13 protein-coding genes are annotated in these 21582 nt (G+C 65.3%); 7 read left to right on the top strand and 6 right to left on the bottom strand.

Annotated elements, in window-relative coordinates:
• Positions 1-162 precede the first annotated feature (162 nt).
• Positions 163-843, top strand: coding sequence for an alpha/beta hydrolase (locus tag C4S73_RS05605; RefSeq protein ID WP_103871846.1), 681 nt, complete (start codon positions 163-165; stop codon positions 841-843).
• 150 nt (positions 844-993) lie between these two features.
• Entirely contained in the window at positions 994-2238 is a 1245-nt protein-coding gene (gene tyrS, locus C4S73_RS05600) for a tyrosine--tRNA ligase (RefSeq protein WP_103871492.1), read from the top strand.
• A gap of 7 nt (positions 2239-2245) precedes the next feature.
• Here tyrS and C4S73_RS05595 read toward each other — a convergent pair whose 3' ends face one another.
• A complete protein-coding gene (locus C4S73_RS05595; protein ID WP_146071284.1) occupies positions 2246-5632 on the bottom strand; it encodes a hypothetical protein in 3387 nt (1128 codons plus the stop codon).
• Between the two features lie 289 nt (positions 5633-5921).
• Here C4S73_RS05595 and C4S73_RS05590 point away from each other — a divergent pair, with 289 nt between their 5' ends.
• Together C4S73_RS05590 and C4S73_RS05585 are read left to right on the top strand one after the other, a co-directional pair.
• Positions 5922-6386, top strand: a complete 465-nt coding sequence (locus tag C4S73_RS05590; protein WP_103871490.1) for a peroxiredoxin — start codon at positions 5922-5924, stop codon at positions 6384-6386.
• Positions 6387-6478: 92 nt separating this feature from the next.
• The gene (locus C4S73_RS05585; protein ID WP_103871489.1) at positions 6479-7783 is read left to right on the top strand and encodes a peptidoglycan DD-metalloendopeptidase family protein; all 1305 of its coding nucleotides are present in this window, start codon (positions 6479-6481) and stop codon (positions 7781-7783) included.
• Positions 7784-7800: 17 nt separating this feature from the next.
• Here the strand turns inward: C4S73_RS05585 and prfB are convergent.
• The 3 genes from prfB to C4S73_RS05570 form a co-directional block, all read right to left on the bottom strand.
• Positions 7801-8929 (bottom strand): peptide chain release factor 2 gene (gene prfB, locus C4S73_RS05580; RefSeq protein ID WP_103871488.1). Its coding sequence is split into 2 segments (ribosomal slippage): positions 7801-8859 and positions 8861-8929, totalling 1128 coding nucleotides; the frame shifts between segments, so codons are not numbered across the junction.
• Between the two features lie 180 nt (positions 8930-9109).
• Positions 9110-11560: a penicillin-binding protein 1A gene (locus tag C4S73_RS05575; RefSeq protein WP_103871487.1), complete on the bottom strand. Its 2451-nt coding sequence runs from the start codon at positions 11558-11560 to the stop codon at positions 9110-9112.
• Positions 11561-11712: 152 nt separating this feature from the next.
• Positions 11713-12804, bottom strand: coding sequence for an N-acetylmuramoyl-L-alanine amidase (locus tag C4S73_RS05570; RefSeq protein ID WP_342210564.1), 1092 nt, complete (start codon positions 12802-12804; stop codon positions 11713-11715).
• A gap of 840 nt (positions 12805-13644) precedes the next feature.
• Between C4S73_RS05570 and C4S73_RS05565 the strand changes: the two genes are divergently transcribed.
• Complete coding sequence (locus C4S73_RS05565) at positions 13645-16500, top strand: Rne/Rng family ribonuclease (protein WP_103871485.1); 2856 nt, start codon at positions 13645-13647, stop codon at positions 16498-16500.
• Between the two features lie 85 nt (positions 16501-16585).
• Positions 16586-16939: a hypothetical protein gene (locus C4S73_RS05560; protein WP_103871484.1), complete on the top strand. Its 354-nt coding sequence runs from the start codon at positions 16586-16588 to the stop codon at positions 16937-16939.
• Between the two features lie 15 nt (positions 16940-16954).
• On the opposite strand, the gene C4S73_RS05555 is transcribed toward C4S73_RS05560, so the two are convergent.
• The gene (locus C4S73_RS05555; RefSeq protein WP_103871483.1) at positions 16955-19240 is read right to left on the bottom strand and encodes a mechanosensitive ion channel family protein; all 2286 of its coding nucleotides are present in this window, start codon (positions 19238-19240) and stop codon (positions 16955-16957) included.
• Positions 19241-19342: 102 nt separating this feature from the next.
• Complete coding sequence (locus tag C4S73_RS05550) at positions 19343-20455, bottom strand: pyridoxal phosphate-dependent aminotransferase (RefSeq protein WP_244595484.1); 1113 nt, start codon at positions 20453-20455, stop codon at positions 19343-19345.
• A gap of 272 nt (positions 20456-20727) precedes the next feature.
• Between C4S73_RS05550 and C4S73_RS05545 the strand changes: the two genes are divergently transcribed.
• Entirely contained in the window at positions 20728-21534 is an 807-nt protein-coding gene (locus tag C4S73_RS05545; protein ID WP_103871481.1) for a DsbA family protein, read from the top strand.
• Positions 21535-21582 lie beyond the last annotated feature (48 nt).

Below are 21582 nucleotides of genomic sequence, written 5' to 3'. Positions count from 1 at the left end.
CCGTTTCGTTCCCATATTGTTCACGGCTGTTAGAACCATTCTAAGCGCTTGATGTAGGGCGCGAGCGGCGGGGTCGTCAAGGGCGATCGGGTTTTTTGGCAGCGTTTCGACGCCGCTTTGCCCGGCGTGCATGGCTCCGCGCAACAAAAAGGCGGTAAGACGATGCCCGAGGTTATTTTCAACGGACCGGCCGGTCGGATCGAGGGTCGTTATCAGCCCGCCAAGAAGCGAGGTGCCCCGCTCGCTATCATCCTGCATCCGCACCCGCAATTCGGCGGGACGATGAACAACCAGATCGTCTACAACCTGTTCTACACCTTCGTGAATCGCGGGTTCTCGGCCCTGCGCTTCAACTTCCGTGGCGTCGGCCGCAGCCAGGGCCATTTCGACCACGGCGCCGGCGAGCTGTCCGATGCAGCCGCCGCGCTCGACTGGATGCAGGCGCTGAACCCGGAGGCCAAGAGCTGCTGGATCACCGGCGTCTCCTTCGGCGCCTGGATCGGCATGCAGCTCCTGATGCGCCGTCCCGAAATCGAAGGCTTCATGTCGATCGCGGCGATGGCCAATCGCTATGACTTCTCCTTCCTGGCGCCCTGCCCGTCATCGGGCCTTTTCGTGCACGGCTCCGAGGATCGCGTCGCCCCCGTCAAGGAGGTGATGGCGGTGATCGAGAAGGTGAAGACCCAGAAGGGCATCCAGATCGAGCACACCGTGGTCGAGGGCGCCAACCATTTCTTCGACGGCAAGGTCGACGTGCTGATGGAGCAGGTCGGCGCCTATCTCGACCGCATGGTCGGGCCTGAGATTCCCAAGGAAGAGCGCGAGGCGCAAGAGCAGGAATAGGCTGCACGGTCATGCTCGGCCATGTGCCGAGCATCCACGCCTAGAGCATCGCATTCGACCGAGGACGACGTGGATGGTCGGAACAATCCCGACCATGACGGGAAAACGGCTCAGCCTCGTAGAAAATCCGGCCAGCAGTTAGATCGCACCATGACCGCTTTCAAATCAGACCTTCTCCGTGTTCTCTCAGAGCGCGGCTATGTCCATCAGATCTCCGATCCCGAGGGGTTGGACGCGGCCGCGCTCAAAGGCCCGATCGGCGCCTATATCGGCTTCGACGCCACCGCGACCTCGCTGCATGCCGGGTCGCTGATCCAGATCATGATGCTGCATTGGATGCAGCAGACCGGGCACAAGCCGATCGCCCTGATGGGCGGTGGCACCTCGATGGTCGGCGATCCGTCCTTCAAGGAGGAGTCGCGCAAGCTGCTCACGGTCGAGGATATCGAGCGTAACCTCACCGGCATTCGCAAGGTCTTCGCCCGCTATCTCGATTTCGGCGGCACGGCGACCATGATGAACAATGCCGACTGGCTGCTCGGACTGAACTATCTCGAATTCCTGCGCGATGTCGGCCGCCACTTCTCGGTCAACCGCATGCTGTCCTTCGACAGTGTGAAGACGCGGTTGGAGCGCGAGCAGTCGCTCTCCTTCCTCGAATTCAACTACATGATCCTGCAGGCCTACGACTTCGTCGAGCTGAACAAGCGCACCGGCTGCGTGCTGCAGATGGGCGGCTCCGACCAGTGGGGCAACATCGTCAACGGCATCGATCTCGGCCACCGCATGGCCGATGTGCAGCTCTACGCGCTGACCTCGCCGCTGCTGACGACCTCATCGGGCGGCAAGATGGGCAAGACGGCGTCGGGCGCGGTCTGGCTTAACGCCGAGCTGATGGGCGCCTATGATTTCTGGCAGTTCTGGCGCAACACCGAGGATGCCGATGTCGAGCGCTTCCTGAAGCTCTACACCACGCTGCCCATGGCCGAGATCGCCCGGCTGGCGGCCCTGGGGGGCGCCGAGATCAACGAGGCCAAGAAGATCCTCGCGACCGAGGTCACGGCCATGCTGCACGGTCGCGAAGCGGCTGAGGCGGCAACGGAGACGGCGCGCAAGACCTTCGAGGATGGCTCGCTCGCTGCCGACCTGCCGAGCTTCAATGTCGCGGCAGCCGAGTTTGCCGAAGGGCTCGGCGTCCTGACCGCCTTCGTCAAGGCCGGGCTCGTCCCCTCCACCGGCGAGGCCCGTCGTCAGGTCAAGGCGGGCGGCCTGCGGGTCAACGATGCCGCCGTCACCGACGAGCGCGCGATGCTGTCACACGCCGATCTGTCGAGCGAGGGCGTGATCAAGCTCTCCTTCGGCAAGAAGAAGCACATTCTGCTCCGGCCAGAATAGGTGCGGTTCAGCGCAGCGGCGGCTGGCCGGGCTGGATCGGCCGCTGCGCAGGAGCCCCGCCGAGCGGGTCGACGAAGCGACGCAGGATGCCCGGCGCGATCGCCGAGAGCGGATTGATCGTCATCGTCGGCGCGCTCGCGGAACCCGAAATCCGGAAATTCACCGCAAACAGCCCACCATATTGACTGCCGCCGCCGAGCAGCGCGCCGACGACCGGCACCTGCGCGAAGGCGTTGTTGAACGCGTATCCCGGCACGAATGTGCCGCCGATATCGACGCGGTCGCGCCCATAGTCGACATTGCCCTGCAGGCTGAAGCCGAGCTGCTGCCCCCAGATCACCATCTCCGACACGTCGAGCCGGCTCGCCGAGCGTGTGAACTCGGCCTTGAGCTTGGTGAAGGCCACCTCGTTGACGTCGATCTGCTGCACCGGCGCATTGGCGGCACGATCGCCCGCGAGCGCCGATGCGGATTGATCGCCTACGACCCGACGCAGCGCCGGCTCGTCGCGCACCATGAAATTACGGAACAGGAGATCGCCACTCTGCCGGGTTTCGCCGGGTCCCATGGTCAGGATGAGATCGCCGCCATGGGCCTTTCGATAGAGATCGACGAAGCGCAGCAGCGACCCGCCATTTTCGGACTGCACCGTGAGCTGACCCGGGCCGTCCCCCTGCCGGGCTTGCCGGGCTGTGACGTCTGCCTTGCCGATGCGGCCCTGGAACGCCAGCGAACGCACCTCGCCGCCGCGCTTGGAGAGCTTCAGCGTCGCATTGGTGATGGCCTCGTTGTTGAAGCCGGTCAGGATAGGCACGTCGAGATCGGCATCGAAATCGCCGCCGCGAGCCGCGTTCTTGTCGCCGCGCGCTTGCGGGCCGGAGCTACTCTGCTGGAGGTCGCGAATGAAGGGTCGCGCATCGGCGACCGCGCCGCGAATGGTGAGCTTCGTCAGATTGCCATCGCGCCTGACTTCAACCTTGAGGTTGTCGCCAGGTGAAAGCCGGACTTGAGACAGGCTGGCACCGTCGAACCCGTTCTGCTTGGTCAGTTCGATCCTGCCGCGGATCAGGATGGGCGCCGCGTCGAGCAGGAAATCCTCGAGATCGGGGCCATTGGGATCGGCGATATAGTTGAAGCTGGCGCGTCCAGCGCGGCCGGCCGGCTTGTTCAGGCCGGGAAACGTGCCGTCGAGCGCCGCCTTCGTCAGGTCGAGTTCGACCCTGGGCGGCGCGTCCGCGCCCTTGCCGAGCGCCTTGACGACCTTGACCGGGATCGCGCCGGTGATCCCCGTCTCAGGACCAAGCCCCCGCCTCTGGCGGCTCGCATTGTCGAGCACAAATTGTAACGTCGCCTCGCCCTGCCCTTTGGGGTTCTGGCGGATTTCAACCTGGCTCTTGTCGCCGCCGACCTTTGCCTCGCCGCGCACGACGAGACCGTTGCGGTCGAAATTCACCGTGAGCGCGCCACTATCCAGCTTCTCGGTGCCGAGAAGTGTGTCGGACGCGACGCCGGACAGGGTGCCGCTGCTGTTCACGATAATTTCGCCAGGCCTGGGATCGTCGACGAGCGGCAGGGTCAACGTGGTCTTCAGGTCGCTTGCGCCGCGAATGGCAGCCGGATCGATCTGGCTTTGGGCGAAATCCTTCAACGCCGGAAAGGCGAACAGGGCGGCCAGCGATTCCATCGAGCCGGTCGATCTGAATGCGACATGCGAGGTGGCGCGCGGCATCCAGGTCTCGGCGACCTCGAAGCTGCCTTCGCTCAGCTGAAGCTGCCGCCCGCTGCCAAGATCGGCCGTTGCCTTGGTGATCGCGAGCTGGACGGTTCGCCCGGTGGTCCTGCCCGAAACGGACGCATCGATCAGCGGAGGGAGCCCGGGACCGGGCAGGAAACGCACCTGGGTGGCATCGACGACAACCGAGAGCGCCTTGTCGGGTATGCCGGCGCCCTTCAGCAGGCGGGCGTGGTCTTCGGCTGGCAGATCGAGGTCGACCTGCAGGGCCCCGACGCGGCCGCTGACGAACTGGCGCGACAGGGAGCCGTGGACGTCCGGCGAGGTCCAGCGCGGCCAGACGGCGAGGATGGCGCGTGGATCGGAATCGACCGCCCTGATCGAAAAGCGCTGCAGCGGCGAATCGCTAACGCGTTGAATGAAGCCGGTGCCGTCGACCGTGATCGCCGGTCCCCGCAGGGACATGGAGTCGATCGTGACTTCATTGGCGCGCGGATCGATTTTGACATTGCCCTTGATGCTGTCGAGGACGATTGGCGGGTCGCTGTCGAGCCCGGCCAATTGGCCGCCAGCGTCGATGTTCATGCGCCAGGCACCATTATCCTCGCGCAGGCTGCCGGTCCCCGACAGACGCGTCGCGCCGGCATGGATGTCGCCACGGCGGACCTCCAGCACGGTGAGATCATCGCTGCTCTCGAGCTCCAGATGGGCGGAATCGACGAGAAGAGGCGGGATCGGGCTGTCGGGAAAGCGAACGGTTCCCGGAAGCACGTCAATCTGTGCAGCGATGGTCTTCTTTCCGTTCGGAAGCAGTTTGAGGCTGGCCTTGCCCTTCACGGGCAGCCCGTCGATCGAGATGCCCCCCGTTCCGAAGGCCAGCGCGACAATCTCGGCCGGCTCGAAGCGCACGATATCGATGTCGGCGCGCTGGGTTCCGTCCGCCTCGCTGGACAGATCGATTGCCATTTCCTTCCAGCGTTGGCCGGTACGTCCCTTCATGCTCAGACGCGTGCCGCGCTCGCCGGTGCGCGTGAGCCGGATCTCGACATCCTCGAAACCGGCCTTCACGCGCCCCTCAGGGTCGACCAGCGACAGCCGGGCGCCATTCATGCCTGCGGTTTCGAGCGCGCCCAACAGCCCGTCGCCCTGTGCCAGGGTCGAGACGGCGCTCATGATTCCGGTAAACGCATTCCACTGGGCCGTGTCGGGCACCACCGCCGGCGCAGGCGTCTCGGCCGGGGCCGAGTCCGCGTTCACGACCAGGGCACCGTCCTTGTTGACGCCAAGCCGGACGTTGACGCCGCGCAAATCCACCGAGACCAGCCTGATCTCGCCACGTAGGAGCGCCAACGGCTCGTAGCCCAGGATCGCTTCCGGCGCCCTGATCGTGGCACCGCTGATGTGGCGGAAGGAAACCTGCCTGACCCTGAGCTGCGAATGCCCGTCTATACGGCCAAGCTCGGCAGCGGCGGCCTCGACCTTCCAGTCGCGTCCGAGCCGTTCCTCGATTGCCGCGGTGATCCGGCCTTCCAGGCCCGACAGGGGAATCAGTCCGGTAACCAGCAGCGTCGCGGCAGCACCCGCCAATGTCACGACGGCGACGACGACCGCCACGACCATGGTGACCAGCCCCGCTTTCGCGCGCCGTTTCACAGCCGCCACGTCGCATGCGGGTTCCGCCGGGGTCGCGGGCAAAACCTTCGCCGCGGCCGCGTTCTGTGCGTCGTGATCCACCAAGGCCTGCTTGATCCTCTCGGGCGAGTGAAGCGTATCTGGTTTAGACGGCGGAAGGCAGTCCCTTGCCGTTATCGGCAAAGACTCGGCATGCATGTCGATGTGGCCTGGCGAACCGATTCGGCAAGCGCCGGAACCGTCCTGTTACCCGCATCGGGCTGCCGAGCGGCTCAGCGCGGGTGCATGAAGCCCGAAGGCGACAAAAGGAAGGCAGAACATGGCGTTAAACCAAGGCGATCCCGCCCCCGACTTCACATTGCCTCGCGACGGCGGCGGCACGTTGTCATTGTCGCAGCTGCGGGGCCGCAAGGTCGTGCTCTATGCCTATCCGAAGGACGACACCCCCGGCTGCACCCAGGAAGCCATTGCCTTCAACGGATTGCGTGGGGATTTCGCCGCCGCAAACACCGATATCATCGGAGTTTCGCCCGATCCGGCGAAGCGCCATGACAAGTTCAAGCAGAAATACGGGCTCGACTTCCCGCTAGTGGCCGACGAGACGCTGGCGATGCTGCAGGCCTATGGCATCTGGGTCGAGAAGAGCATGTATGGCCGCAGGTATATGGGCGTGGAGCGGAGCACTTTCCTGATCGACCCCGACGGCAGGATCGCGCGCATCTGGCCCAAGGTGAAGGTTGCGGGCCATGCCGAGGAGGTGCTTGCCGCCGCCAGGGATCTGTAAAGCAACGGCTGCCTTCACCAGGCGATTTGCGAAAGATTAACCTTAACAGCCTCTATTGGCGGGATCGGCAGCGTAACAACCGGTCCCGCGTAATGACACAGCAAGCCTCGACAGGCCCCGCCCTCCCGGTGACGGGCCTGGCCACGCACAAAACCTACACGATCCGCCGGTCGACTGTGTTTGCCGGACTGTCGTGGCTGGCGCTGACGACGGCCTGCAGCGGCACTGCCGGCTGGTACATCCTCAGCAAGGACGATCTGGCGGCGCATCTGATTGCTCGGGAAACCACCCGGCAATACGCCTATGAAGACCGGATCGCCTCGCTGCGCGCCGATGTCGATCGCCTCGCCAGCCGCGCTTTGCTCGACCAGGATGGTGTCGAGGCCCGCGTCGACGAGTTGGCGACGCGTCAGGCGGAACTCGAATCGCGGCAATCCCTCGTCACCGCCCTGGCCGACACGCTGCAATCAGGCGGCCTCGCGATGGCCGGCAAGGGCTCGCTGCGCGCCCGGATGATCAAGCCCGAGGAACCGGTCAGAGCCTCGGGCGTCACCAGCTTCGCGCCGATCATGCCGACCAAACCAATGCCAGCGCCCGATTCGCCATCGCTGCGTGGCGTCGGCGAAAAAGCCGCGCCATGGCAGTCGGGTGAGGCTGAACCCAAGCCTCCTGCCGAACGCGTCGATGCTGCGCTGAGCCGCCTCGACCGGCATATCACCCGGACCTCCGGGGCGCAGATCGCCGTGCTCAAGGAGATCGACGAAAACCTGTCCGAGACCCAGAAGCGTCTGCGCGGAGCCCTTTCCGAAACGGGTATCGACACGGATCGTTTCGCGGTTGAGGCGGGCGTGGCATCTGGCGTTGGCGGCCCCTTCGTTCCCTTCAAGGTCGATGCTTCGGCCGGCCCGTTCGAGGCCACTCTCAGCGCGCTTCAGCCCCGCATAGCCGCCGTGACGCGGCTGCGCGGAGTGATCGAACAACTGCCGCTCGCCCGCCCCATGGCTGGCGAGAACGATTTCACCTCGAATTTCGGCTATCGCGTCGACCCGTTCACCCGTGGCCCCGCCATGCACACAGGCGTCGATTTCCGCGCCGAGACCGGTTCGCCGATCCGGGCCACCGCGCCGGGCAAGGTCGTGACGGCGGAATATTCGGGCGGTTATGGCAATATGGTCGAGATCGAGCATGCCGGCGGCATCACCACCCGCTACGCCCATATGTCGGCGATCAGCGTCTCTTCGGGCCAGAACGTGACGACGGGTACGGTTGTGGGGCGCGTCGGCACGACGGGCCGGTCCACCGGCCCGCATCTGCACTATGAGACCCGGATCAACGATCAGCCGCTGGACCCGACACGCTTCCTGCGTGCGGGCAGCAAGCTGGCGGCGATGCACTGATTGCCGCCATCATTGGCTCAGTCGATATCCTCGACCTCGACTTCGGTACCGTAGACGCGCTGGGCCAGCGAGGCCTCCATGAACGGATCCAGCGCCCCGTCGAGCACCTCGGACGGCGCCGTCGAGCTCACGCCCGTACGCAGATCCTTCACCAGCTGATAGGGCTGCAGCACATAGGAGCGGATCTGGTGGCCCCACCCGATATCGCTTTTGGCCGCTTGCTCGGCATTCGCCTTGTCTTCGCGCTTCTTGAGCTCGACCTCATAAAGCCGCGCCCGCAGCATGTCCCAGGCCTTGGCCCGGTTCTTGTGCTGTGAACGCTCCTGCTGGCAGGAGACCGCGATGCCGCTCGGGATATGGGTGATGCGCACGGCCGAATCGGTCGTGTTGATGTGCTGCCCACCCGCGCCCTGCGCGCGATAGGTGTCGATCCGGCAATCCGACTCGTTGATGTCGATGACGATGCGATCGTCGACCACCGGATAGACCCAGACCGACGCAAAGGAGGTCTGCCGCCGGGCATTGGAGTCGAATGGCGAGATGCGCACCAGCCGGTGCACGCCCGATTCCGTCTTCAGCCAGCCATAGGCATTATGGCCCTTGAACTGCAGCGTCGCCGACTTGATGCCGGCGGTGTCGCCATCCTGATATTCGAGCGTCTCGACCTTGAGCTTGCGACGTTCGCCCCAGCGCCGATACATGCGCAGCAGCATCTCGGCCCAGTCCTGGCTCTCGGTACCGCCAGCGCCCGGGTGAATTTCGAGATAGGTGTCGAGCATGTCGGCTTCGCCCGAGAGCAGGGTCTCGACCTGCCGTCTGGCGGCCTCGACTTCGACAGCCTTGATCGCGACCTCACCCTCGGTGATGGAGGCGGCATCCTCTTCCATCTCGCCGAGTTCGATCAGGGTCAGGGCATCATCGAGATCGCGCTCGAGCTTGTTAATGCCGTTGATCTGGTCCTCGAGCGAGGTGCGTTCGCGCATGAGCTTCTGCGCGGTCTCGGCATCGTTCCAGAAATCGGGTCCCTCAGAGAGGGCGTTCAGTTCCGCGAGGCGGCGTTGCGCGACATCCCAGTCAAAGATGCCTCCTCAGCAGTCCAATCGACTGCTTGGCGTTGTCGAGCTGGGTCTGGATTTCAGGACGCATGATTCGTGAAATGCCCTCGTTGGCGGCGGCTTCTGCCGGAGCGCTGAGATAGGGATGAAAACGCCGCGTGTAAACGCCTGAGCGCGCGGCCGCCGTTTCGCCTCGCCAGGAGATGCAGGCAAATTCAAGACAGAGGCAAATTCCGGGGAGCAGAACGCCGCCCCGGATCGATCAGGCGAGTTAGTACAAGCCGCCGGTACCGGAACCGACGCCACGTCCCCCGCCGCCCGGCGAGACGCTGAGCGGTGTGCTGCCGTCGCCGGCCGCGCCGATGACCGAATAGCTGTCGGGCGGTGCCGTACCCGGCTTGAACGCTTCGAGGATACCGCCCTCGCCGCCCGAGCGCATCCCGGTCCGGGGATCGACACGGATCAGCTTGATGCCTGCGGGCACGCGGAACGGCGTGGCCGGCTTGTCCTTCAGCGCCGCGATCATGAAATCGCGGAAGATCGGCGCAGCGTATTGACCGGCCGTCGCCGAGGTGCCCAGCGACTTCGGCTTGTCGAAGCCCATATAGACGCCAACGGCAAGATCGGGAGAGAAGCCGACGAACCAGACATCCTTGGCGTCGTTGGTGGTGCCGGTCTTGCCGCCGACGGGCTTGCCGACGGCCTTGACCACAGTCGCGGTACCGTTCTGGACCACGCCCTCGAGGATGGAGACCATCTGGTAGGCGGTCAGCGGATCGAGCACCTGGTCGCGATTGTCGACGAGACGCGGCTCGCGCTGGTCGGCCCATTTGTCGGCATTGCAGCCTTCGCAGACGCGCTGGTCATGGCGGAAGATGGTCGCGCCCCAGCGATCCTGGATGCGGTCGATCAGCGTCGGCCGGATCCGCTTCCCGCCGTTGACGAGCATGGCATAGCCCGCCGTCATGCGCATGACGGTGGTTTCGCCGGCGCCCAGCGCCATCGAAAGCACTGGCTGCATGTCGTCATAGACGCCGAAACGACGGGCATATTCCGCGATCAGCGGCATGCCGACATCCTTGGCGAGCCGCACCGTCATCAGGTTCTTCGAGAACTGGATGCCGTAGCGCAGCGTGCGCGGCCCGGTCGACTTGCCGTCATAGTTTTCCGGCCGCCACATGCCGAGGCCGCCGCCCTGATCGATCTCGATCGGCGCATCCAGCACGATGCTCGACGGCGTGTAGCCATTGTCGAGCGCCGTCGCATAGACGAAGGGCTTGAACGAGGAGCCGGGCTGACGCAGCGCCTGCGTCGAGCGATTGAACTCCGACTGATCATGCGAGAAGCCGCCGACCATCGCGAGAACACGGCCCGAGAACGGGTCCATGACCGTGATGGCGCCGTTGACCTCCGGCAGCTGCCTCAGGCGAACCTGGCCCGGCCTGCTGTCGATCGGCTCGACATAAACGACGTCGCCGACGGAAACCGCCTGCGAGACGCGCGAGCGACGCGTCCATTTGATGCCCTCGCCCGACAGCGTCGCGGTTTCGCGGTCGCTTTTGAGCTGGCCGGAATTCTCGCGCAGCGGATGCATGCCGAGCCGCGCGGTATCACCGGACACGTCGAGCACGACAGCCAGACGCCAGGGCGCGACGTCGCCGAGCACCGGCAATTCGCCGATGGCCAGCCCCCAATCGCGGGCGCTCAGGTCGAGCTTCTGGATCGCGCCGCGCCAGCCGCGCGCCTCGTCGAAGCGCACCAGACCATCGACGAGCGCCTTGCGGGCCATGAGCTGGATCTTGGGATCGACGGTGGCACGCACCGACAGCCCGCCTTCAAGCAGCTTCTTCTCGCCATAACGATCCTGCAATTCGCGACGGATCTCTTCGGCGAAATAGCCGGCAGCGATGTTGTTCGGCGAAACCGTGCGCGGGTTGACGCCCAGCGGCTGCTTCTTGGCGAGATCGCCCGCCTCGCGCTTGACGAAGCCGTTCTCCACCATCCGGTCGATGACGTAATTGCGACGTTCGATCGCGCGCTCGCGGTTCCGGAACGGATGCAGGTCGGTCGGCGCCTTCGGCAGGGCGGCGAGATAGGCTGCCTCCTGCAGGTTGAGCTCATGGACCGACTTGCCAAAATAGTTCAGTGCCGCGGCCGCGATGCCATAGCTGCCCTGCCCCGGCGCCGGCGCGCCAAGGTAGATCTCGTTCAGATAGAGCTCGAGGATCTTGTCCTTGGAGTAGGTCGACTCGATGCGTAGCGCGACCAGCGCCTCGCGAATCTTGCGTTCGTAGTTCTGCTCGGAGCCGACGAGGAAGTTCTTCGCCACCTGTTGGGTGATCGTGGACGCGCCCTGCGGACGGCGGCCGGCCGAGCGGTTGCGGAAGTTGCTGATCGCGGCGCGCACGAGCCCCTCGGGGTCGACGCCGATATGCTTGTAGAAATTCTTGTCTTCGGCCGAGAGATAGGCGTCGATGATCAACTTCGGCACCGCCTGAATCGGCAGGTAAAGCCGGCGTTCGCGCGCATATTCGGCGATCAGGCTGCCGTCGCCGGCATGGACGCGGGTCATCACCGGCGGCTCGTAGTTCCGCAGCTGCGCGGAATCCGGCAGGTCCTTGGAGTAGTGCCAGATGAATCCGCCAGCGACGACCGCGCCGACCACGAAGGCGATCGCGCCCGCGGCGAACAACCATCCAAAGATTCGCAGGATAAACCGCATCTCAGGCCCTGGCCCTTGCTGTTACCGCCCTGTGCGCCCGAGAAAAGGCGCTGCGCAAATCAGGTCTATAGCATGATGGAGATGGCGGAACCGTGGCCTTGCGACCACATTTCGCATGATCTGCGCCATGCATTTTCGTGGCCCACCGAGCGTCAGCGGCGGTTCTCGGCAGCCTTGCCACCAGGCGCCCGTTCGCGCTCGAAATAATGCTCGATTGCCGTCCCGACGGCCGCGACCGCCTGAGTGCGCCATTCGACCGAATTGAGCAGTTCGGCATCCTTGGGGCTGGACATGTAACCGAGCTCGATCAGCACGGAAGGCACATCGGGCGCGCTCAGCACCCGGAACCCCGCAGAACGCAGCGGAACCTTGTGCATCTTCACCGAACCACCGAGCTTTTCGACGAGATTACGGGCAAAGACTGCCGAGAAGGTCCGCGTCTCCCGCTTGGCCAGATCCATCAGGATGCCGGCGACATCCTGAACCTCCTCACTCGAATCGAGGCCCGCGACAGCGTCCGCCTGGTTTTCCTTGGCGGCGAGCCTGGCCGATTCGGCATCGGTCGCGCGCTCGGACCCGGTATAAATGGTCGCGCCACGAACCTCCTGCGATTGCGTCAGCGAATCGGCATGGATCGAGACGAACAGGTCGGCCCCCTCCGCCCGGGCGATTTTGACGCGTTCGGCTAGTGATACGAATCGGTCGCCATCCCGTGTCATCACCACGCGATAGCGTCCGTTTGCCTCCAGCTGCTCCCGGAGCTTCGTCCCGAAGGCGAGCACGACCGACTTCTCGGCAATCGACGCCACAACCGCCCCGGGGTCGATGCCGCCATGGCCCGGGTCGATCACAATCGTGCGACGCGTTTCACCGATCGGTTTGGCAGGGGTTGGAATGGCAGCGGTCACATCGGGATCGCGCTGCGGGGTCCGGTTGACGGCAGCCTGGAACTCGGCGCGCGTCGCCCGCTTGAGTTCGATCGTAAGCTCGCCGAATCCGCCCCGAACGGCCCGGGTCTCGGCCCGTGTCACGACGGCCGGCTGCGCGAGATCAATGATGATTCGCGACCGGTCAGCCGTGAACAACCCGAAGCGGAAGGCGCTGACGAAACCGGCGCTCTTGCGCGCGGCAGCCGGCTGCACCTGAAAATTCATCGATGGCAGGTCGATCACCACCCGATCGGGCCCCGCGAGCACGGACGCGCTGACATCGACGGTGGTAGAGAGGGCCATGGTCAGACGCACTGTCTCGCCGACCTGTTCGAGACGCGCATCAGTCGCGACCGGGAATTCACTCTGCGGCCGAGGGTTAGCGAGGCTGGAGCTGGAAGGCCCCAGAGCGGCGCCGGCGATGCTCAGCGTCACCCCGACCGCAAGCGTGCCCAGCAGCCGGAAAAACGACTGGGTCTTGGGCCGGCGGCGGCCGGCGCTGGGGAAGCGAACGTGAGGGAGCAGTGGAATATTCCCGTACTGTCGTCACCAAGGCTTAACCATAGTGACACGGTATCCTAACAGGCCGTTACCACGGCCACACAAGCCGGAGAACAGCGCCCCATCGCCTGCCGCGCGATCTCGATGCGATGTGACTTGCAAATCACTATCACCTGTCTGTAATGGAGATGGTTGCTTGCGTAGCCGCCTCTGGAGTGCATCCGGACCCGAGGGTCCGTCGGCGTCCGGGGCATGCCGAGCGGCTGACCCAACCGGGTTCGGTCGCAGCAAGACAACCGCAACGGATCGTCCGCAGACGGCCGGTGTCAGGCGCGCGAGTTCGGCGCCAGGCAAGGTCTCGCGAGCGTGCAAACGCGGTGTGCTTCGTCAGTTGGCAAGCCCATCGCAGGTCAGGACAGATGTCGGGGCATACGACGCCGCATACATCATCGGTGAATCGTCAATACCTGCGGGACTGCGTCGGGCTGCTTGCCCGGCCAGGTTTCCCGAGCCGCTATTCTGTCTCGATTGAACCCTCCCTCCTGCAACATGCCGGCATGCGCCGGCCTATGCGCGGCTCCCCTGCCCGCGGCAGCGGACACATGTCCGCAGCCCGGCGGGTTCTGACGGCCGCCGCGCCGATGGAAACGTCTTATGGCAAACAAGATGCTTATCGACGCCACCCACCCGGAAGAGACCCGGGTCGTGGTGGTTCGCGGATCACGTATCGAGGAATTTGATTTCGAATCCGCCAGCCGCAAACCCCTGCGCGGCAATATCTATCTCGCCAAGGTCACGCGCGTGGAGCCCTCGCTCCAGGCTGCCTTCGTCGAGTATGGCGGCAACCGCCACGGCTTCCTCGCCTTCTCCGAAATTCACCCGGACTATTACCAGATTCCGGTCGCCGACCGGCAGGCTCTGCTCGCCGACGAGGCGCGCGCCGACCGCGAGGAAGAGCGTGACGAGGAACGCAGCCGCGAGAAGCGCGGTGGACGTCGCGATCGCGGCAGGCGCGGTGATCGTGACGGCCGCGCCAAGAAGGCCGCGACCGACGAGACCGTGACCGCCGAGCTCGATGAGAACGGCGCCACCATCGTGGTCGAGACCGACGGCAAGGAAGCCGCCATGGTCAACGAGGGCGCGCCCGCCTTCGGTGAGTTCTTCGCTCCGGCCGTGGCCGAATCGGCCGACGAGGCCGTCGTCGAGAACGCTGCGCCCCTGACCTTCGAAACCCGGCCGGAATCGTCCGCCAGCGAGGCTTCCGACAGCGAATCCTCCGAAGACGACACGGCGCAGGCCGACGACGTTTCGGCTGACGGCGAAGAGGCCCGCAGGCCCGGCCAGGACGACGATCACCACGACGACGGCGAGGAGGCTCATGAGGAGCCCGAGCAGCTCGGCGGCGGCGACGCCCTCGACGACATGCCCGAGCGCGCCCCGCGCCATTCGCGCCGCCAGTACAAGATCCAGGAGGTGATCAAGCGCCGCCAGATCATCCTGGTCCAGGTCGTCAAGGAAGAGCGCGGCAACAAGGGCGCCGCACTCACCACCTATCTCTCGCTCGCCGGCCGCTATTCGGTGCTGATGCCGAACACCGGCAAGGGCGGCGGCATTTCGCGCAAGATCACCAACACGGAAGATCGCAAGCGCCTGAAGGAAGTCGCCTCCGAGTTGGAGGTTCCCGAGGGGATGGGCATCATCCTGCGCACGGCGGGAGCCTCGCGTACGAAGGTCGAGATCAAGCGCGACTACGAATATCTGATGCGGATGTGGGAGAGCGTGCGCGAGCTGACGCTGGCCTCGGTCGCGCCCGCGCTGGTCTATGAGGAGGGCAACCTCGTCAAGCGCTCGATCCGCGACCTCTACAACAAGGATATCGACGAGGTTCACGTCGCCGGCGACGAGGCCTATCGCGAGGCCAAGGACTTCATGCGCATGCTCATGCCGAGCCATGCCAAGAGCGTGAAGGCCTATCGCGATCAGACGCCGCTCTTTGCTGCCTTCGGCATCGAGAGCCAGCTCGACGCGATGTTCTCCAACACGGTCACGCTGAAGTCCGGCGGCTATATCGTCATCAACCAGACCGAAGCGCTGGTGGCGATCGACATCAACTCCGGGCGCTCGACCCGCGAGCACAATATCGAGGACACCGCCCTCAAGACCAATCTCGAAGCAGCCGAGGAAATCTCGCGCCAGCTGCGCTTGCGCGACCTTGCCGGCCTCATCGTGATCGATTTCATCGACATGGAGGAGAACCGCAACAACCGTGCGGTCGAGAAGAAGCTCAAGGATTGCCTGAAGGACGATCGCGCCCGCATTCAGGTCGGCCGCATCTCGGCCTTCGGCCTGCTTGAGATGTCACGCCAGCGCATCCGCACCGGCGTGCTCGAAAGCTCGTCCGTGCCCTGCGCGCACTGCGCCGGCGCCGGCATGGTGCGTTCGACTTCGTCGGTCGCGCTGCAGATCCTGCGCGCGCTGGAAGAGACGCTGATCAAGAGCGCCTCGCATAACCTGACTGTCCGTACCCGGCCGGAGGTCGCGCTTTATGTGCTGAATCAGAAGCGCGCCCATCTCGCCGATCTCGAGGCGCGCTTCGCCATCGCGATCACCATCTCGGTTGATGCAGCCTTGCTCGGTACCCGCTATTTCGAGGTCGAGCGCGGCGAATTCGTCGGCAATGAAGGGCGTGTCATTCCGACGAGCTTCAAGGCCGAGGCTGTTGCGATCGACGTCGACGACGAGGCACTCGACGCCGCGGCCGAGGCCGAGGCGCTCGGAGCCGAGCCCGATGCCGTCGAGGCAGTTGTTGCCGACAGCGAAGCCAAGCCCGAGGCGACAGATGGCGAGGCTCGCGGCGAAGGCGGCCGCAAGCGCAGGCGCCGTCGTCGGCGGCGGCGTGGCGGCGAGCGTGACGCCAATGGCCAGCGTCTCGATGGCGGCAGCGACGATGCCGAAGGCGACGAAGAGGGCGACGAGGACGGCGAGGAGCAGAACGACACTGCTGCGAATGATGCCGTGACGGCGACGCCCGAGGCCCCCGCCCCGACCCCGGTCGAGGAGGCTGCTCCCGTCCTTGAAGACGAGAAGCCGAAGCGCCCCCGTCGTGGCGGCCGGAAGTCGAAGGCCGATATCGCGGCCGAAGCGGCCGAAGCAGCGAAAGCTGCCGAAGACAGCGCCGAGACCGTCGTGGCCGAGGTCCCCGCCGCCGAAGCACTTGCGGTCGAGGAGCCTGCGGTCGAGGCGCCTGTCGCCATGCCCGAGAAGCCCAAGCGCAGCCGCTCGCGCAAGAAGGTCGTGCCGATCACGGAAGGTGCGGAAACCGCTGAGCCGGCGCCCGCTCCGGTCGAACAGGCCGCCGCTCCCGAACCGACCCCGGAACCCGCGCCGGAGCCCGTCCCGGCCCCGGCTCCACAGGTCGTCGAGGAACCGGTTGCGGTCGTGCTGACGCCGCCTGATCCGGACCGCCCCAAGCGCGGCGGCTGGTGGAACAAGCTGGCCGGACGCTCCTGAAAAATCAGCCCGCTGCGATCGCTCGCAGCGGGCTTTTTCTTGCCAAGAATTAATCCCGAAATTTGGTCGCAGCACGGAGGTGACGATGCCCCCGCCCGGGAACCGCGAGCGCCTGATCCTGACCGCAATATCGGTCGTCGCGCTGTTGGGACTGGCCTGGCTCGCCTGGAGCGCCATCGGCTGGTTCGGCGTCGGGCTGCTCGGCCTCCTGGTCCTGTTCATAGCCGTCAGGGTCGAGCTCGAAGGCAACCGTCCCGTCGGACATCAGATGACGCCAAGCCTCTATGCCGGCCAGTACCGCAGCGAGATGGCGGCTGGCCCCAAGGATAAAGCGAGCCGTCTCTCCGAGCGCATGGCAGTCATCGGATCGGCGCGGCTTGCAACCTTGCTTGGCGGATTGCTCGTCGTGGTCGGTTTCGGCTGTTTTGTCCTGCTCTGAGGGATCGCTTCGTCGCTATCCCGCCGCAGGGGCCAGCGGGCTCGGCGGCGGCAGGGCCTGGATTGCTGCTGCCGCCCCACCGGCATAGTTGCCTTCGCCGCCGCGTACTGTGACGGCATTCGAGGCGAAGGGAATATGGGCCTCGTTGAGGGCGCGGTAGACCCGCTTCAGCGCCTCGCGCTGGACGCCCGACGCCTGGTTCGGCTTGGAGGTGAACTTCAGCCTGATCACGATTGCGCTGTCGGTGATATCGGCGACGCCCTGCATCTTGAGCGGGGCAATGAAATGCGGGCCGTATTCGGGGTCTTCCAGCAAAGCAATGCCGGTCTTCTTGATGGCCTTGCGGGCCAATTCGATATCGGCGGAATGGTCGAGCCGGACGTTGAACTTGACCGTCGCCCAGTCGCGGCTGGCATTGGTCAGCGAGGCGATCTGGCCGAAGGGCACGGTATGGATCTGGCCGCTCTGGTGGCGCAGCTGCATGGAGCGCAATGAGATCTTCTCGACCGTGCCCTTGAGCTTGCCGGTGTCGACATATTCGCCGACGCGGAAGGCATCCTCGATCATGAAGAAGAAGCCGGAGACGATGTCACGCACCAGCGCCTGCGAGCCGAAGGAAATTGCCAGGCCCAATATGCCGAAACCGGCGAGCAGCGGCCCGATATCGACGCCGAGCCGGGACAGAACGACCAGGGTTGTCAATCCGATGACCGCACCGAGCACCACGCCGCGCAGCACCGGCAGGACAGTCGCGAGGCGGGACGGCACGTTGTCTTCATGCGCCTCATCCTCGTCGGCCGGGCCGATGGCCGAGCGCCGGGGCGTATAGGCGTCGAAGAAGGCCCGCAGGAAGACAAGCATGACCCAGCCCGCAAAGGCGAGCACGGCGACGCCCGCTGCCTGTCGCGAGAAGGTGCTGAAATCGCCCGAGCTGATCTCCAGGACGAAGCTGGCCCAAAGCCGTGCCATCAGATAGAAGCCCCCCGCCCAGACAACGCCTCCGGCGGCCGCCTGCCCGGCGAGGCCAAGCGCCTGCTTCAATGGCGGCAGCGGCTCGACCGAGGCCAGCTTGGCTCTCCGGCACGCGATCAGATTGGTGACGCCGGCGGCAATGATCGGCGCCAGCACGATAATCAGTTGCGTGAGGCCTGCCGACGCCGCCCAATGTCCGCCATCCGGCATCATCATCGCAGCGCGGCCCACCATCCAGATGAAGATCGAGAAGGCCACGTAGAGCCACGGCGTCAGGATTGCCAGCAAGCGCAGGCCGGGGCCGGGCTGCGGCGAATGCTGCAGCACCAGCGCGGTCAGATCGTGGCGCGCATCGATGAACCACCAGACCTTGAAGGCGGTGATGGCCAGGGCGCTGACGGCAAACAGCCCCGCAACGGCCTCCCGGCTGCCGGCCACCCGCTGGGCCAGGATCGCGCTGACGACGACGATCGGGGTTGCGATCGCATAAATGCAGAGGATGCGGAAATGCCGCTCGGCACGCGGCAGGGGCAACAGACGCCTTTCAGGAGCGCCCGGCGCGAGCAGGAAGCGCCCGACTGCAATATAGCAGGCGCCGATCGCCGCACCGTTGCCGGCAGTGCGCAGCGCTGCAGCCGCGAGGTCCGGTTCTGGCAACCACAGCCCCGCTTCGAACCGCAAGAGCCCGAGCGCAATTGCGATCGTGAGGGCGTCCTGAAGCAGCCCGTATCCCGATGCAATCAGACGTGTCGTGAATTCCGGGCCGGCCGGTCGCAGGCGTCGCGCGAACCAGCCTGCGCTGGCGTAACGGAACAGCCCAGCCCCTGCGATGGCGAGCGCCAGGCTGGCCAGGATGCGAACGCCCGCCGACGGGCCGGTGAGCCCATTGCGGTTGCCCATCCAGGACCGCTGCCAATCATCGGGCAACTCGACGGCCCGCGGAATCGCGGCATTGCCGGCATCGAAGCCATCGACGAAATCCTCCCAGAACGCCTCGATTCGCGTCTCGGCCGTCGAGACCCGTGTCGGAGCCTTTGCTGGGGCAACAGGCGTCGGCGCAGATGCGGACACAGTTGCCGGCGGCTGTGCCTCTCCCGCCCCGGCCAGCCGCAATGTCACCTTGCGACCGGTGGCTTCGAGCGCTTTGATGGTGCGTGCCAGCGCATCGGGCGTCTCGTCGCCGCGCAGGACGAGGGTGACCGACTTATCTGCGTCCGTCTGCGCCAAAGCAGGCGCGGCGGGGATCGCTGCGAACCACAGGAAGGCGAGGACACCAAGCCCCGACAACAGGAACCGCGATGTCATCGAACGGGTATTGCAACCGCGCATCTGCGCCTCTCCAAGGCCTAGGGCCCGGAGGATGTCTCCGGCGCCGAAGATTTGGCAAGGGCAAGCTGACGGGAAGGCCTGTAATTATTGCCGGAACGCCTTTCAGCGCCGCTTCAGCCAGCCATCGAGGCGCGACACCGCGTCCTCGCATTCCGCCAGCGAGCCCGCAAAGGAGAGCCTGGCGGTGCGCGAGCCTCTGGCCTCGTCGAAGTCGAGCCCTGGCGTGATCGCGACGCCGGCGCCTTCAAGAACATTCCGGCAGAACTCCATGGAATCGTTGGAGTATCGGCCTATGTCGAGATAGATGTAGAACGCGCCGTCGACAGGCAGGAACTCGCCAAGACCGATCGCCGGCAACGCCTTCAGCAGAAAGGCGCGATTCTCCGCATATCCGGCCTTGATCGCCTCGCACTCGGCAGTGGCGTCAAAAGCCGCCTCGCCGGCCACCTGGCTGAGGTAGGGCACCGAGATCGATAAATTCTGCTGCAGCCGCTCGATCGTCCGCACGAGGCGCTGGGGCACGACCAGCCAGCCGACGCGCCAGCCGGTCATGCAGTAATATTTCGAGAAGGAATTGACGATGATCGCGTCCTGATCGGCGGACAATGCGGTCGTCGCAGGCGTCTCATAGGTCAACCCGTGATAGATCTCGTCGGAAATATACCAGAGACCGAGCCGGCGGCATTCGGCCGCCACGGCGGCAATGGCCTCGGGCGCCATCACCACCCCGGTCGGGTTGGCGGGGCTCATCGTCAGAACGCCCGCCAGCGGCGCCTGCGCATGGGCCTGCGCGATCAGTTCCGGCGTCAGGGCAAAGCGCGTCTCGGGACCGACCTCGATCGCCACCGGTTCGAGCCCGAGCGCGATCAGGATGTTGCGATAGGCCGGATAGCCCGGCGCCGTGATGGCAACGCGCGCTCCCGGCTGGAAACAGGCGAGGAAGGCCAGGATGAAGCCGCCCGATGAGCCCGTCGTCACCACGATGCGCTCGGCCGCCACGCCCACGCCATAGGCGTCCTGATAATGCCTGGAGATGCGTTCCCTCAGCGAATCCGTGCCGAGAGCCTGCGTATATCCGATGCGACCGTGCTCCAGGGCACGGCCGGCGGCAGCCCTGATGCTGGCCGGCGTCGGTGCGGATGGCTGGCCAACCTCCATATGGACGACGGAGCCACCGGCCCGCTCGATCGCGGCAGCCTGGTTCATCACGTCCATGACGATGAAGGGCGAGACGCGGGCTGCGCGCTCGGCCAGCAACGGCAATGTGGACGGTGGCAATGTCGACGATGGAAAGTCAGGCTTTTGCATTGTCATATCCGGGCCAGGGTCTTCGCCAGTCCGCGTAGCCGAGCCATCCCCGCCCTGCAACCACTGGCAAAGCTGTGAATTGACGCCGACCGCCCGAGGGCGGAGAAGCTGAAGGCAGCAGTTACGCCGTTTGTCCGACCGCTTCCGTGAAGGGAGGTCGGAACCGAAAGGATGATGATATGGCCCGCTCCACCCTGTCGAGCCTGGCACGTGCCGCCCTGCGGCACGCCAGCCTCGCTCTTGCTGTCTGGCTCGCGGTCTCGACAGCTCCCGCTCAGGCTCAGAGCCCGGCCCTTTCGCCCGACCAGCGCAAGGCGGTCGTCGAGTTGATCCGCGAAACGCTGCTGCAGAACCCCGAACTGATCCAAGAGGCGCTGGTCGAACTGGAGCGCCGCAACACGGTCGCCCAGGCCGAGCAGCAGCGCAACGCCGTCTCCGCCGAAAAGGCGCGACTCACCGACCCCGCGACCTCCGTGATCATCGGCAACCCGCAGGGTGACGTCACGATCGTCGAGTTCATGGATTACAATTGCGGCTTCTGCAAAAGGGCGATGGAGGATGTCCAGACGCTCACCAAGAATGACCCGAAGCTCAGGGTCGTCCTGAAGGACTTCCCGATCCTCGGCCCCGATTCGGTCGAGGCGAGCCGCGTCGCGGTTGCCGCCAAGAACCAGCTGCAGGGTGCCAAATACTTCGAATTCCACAACAAGCTGATGGGCGTCAAAGGACGCGTCAACGGCGCCAAGGCGCTCGAAATCGCCAAGGACGCCGGGGCTGACGTCGAGCGCCTGCGCAAGGATATGGACGCTCCCGCCACCCGCGCCGCGATCGAGGACACCGTCGCGCTCGGCGACAGGCTCGGCCTGACCGGCACCCCCGCCTTCATCCTCGGCGACGAGGTCGTCTTCGGCGCGGTCGGTGCTCCCGCCCTCAAGCAGAAGATCGATGCCGTCCGCAAATGCGGCAAGGCGACCTGCAGCGGCTAAGGCTTTGGCCCGATCGGGGCTTGCAGGCTTCCCCTGCCGGCCCGCAGC

Source organism: Allobosea lathyri (assembly GCF_900108245.1).
Lineage (GTDB): Bacteria > Pseudomonadota > Alphaproteobacteria > Rhizobiales > Beijerinckiaceae > Allobosea > Allobosea lathyri.
This window is presented reverse-complemented; position numbering and strand designations above follow the sequence as displayed.

What these genes read in the sequence shown, in the direction of transcription:
- C4S73_RS05575 (WP_103871487.1), bottom strand. Translation starts at nt 11,560, where the DNA reads ATGCGGTTTATCCTGCGAATCTTTGGATGGTTGTTCGCCGCGGGCGCG.
- C4S73_RS05555 (WP_103871483.1), bottom strand. Translation starts at nt 19,240, where the DNA reads ATGCGCGGTTGCAATACCCGTTCGATGACATCGCGGTTCCTGTTGTCG.
- C4S73_RS05565 (WP_103871485.1), top strand. Translation starts at nt 13,645, where the DNA reads ATGGCAAACAAGATGCTTATCGACGCCACCCACCCGGAAGAGACCCGG.
- C4S73_RS05560 (WP_103871484.1), top strand. Translation starts at nt 16,586, where the DNA reads ATGCCCCCGCCCGGGAACCGCGAGCGCCTGATCCTGACCGCAATATCG.
- C4S73_RS05585 (WP_103871489.1), top strand. Translation starts at nt 6,479, where the DNA reads ATGACACAGCAAGCCTCGACAGGCCCCGCCCTCCCGGTGACGGGCCTG.
- C4S73_RS05605 (WP_103871846.1), top strand. Translation starts at nt 163, where the DNA reads ATGCCCGAGGTTATTTTCAACGGACCGGCCGGTCGGATCGAGGGTCGT.
- tyrS (WP_103871492.1), top strand. Translation starts at nt 994, where the DNA reads ATGACCGCTTTCAAATCAGACCTTCTCCGTGTTCTCTCAGAGCGCGGC.
- C4S73_RS05550 (WP_244595484.1), bottom strand. Translation starts at nt 20,455, where the DNA reads ATGGACGTGATGAACCAGGCTGCCGCGATCGAGCGGGCCGGTGGCTCC.
- C4S73_RS05545 (WP_103871481.1), top strand. Translation starts at nt 20,728, where the DNA reads ATGGCCCGCTCCACCCTGTCGAGCCTGGCACGTGCCGCCCTGCGGCAC.
- C4S73_RS05590 (WP_103871490.1), top strand. Translation starts at nt 5,922, where the DNA reads ATGGCGTTAAACCAAGGCGATCCCGCCCCCGACTTCACATTGCCTCGC.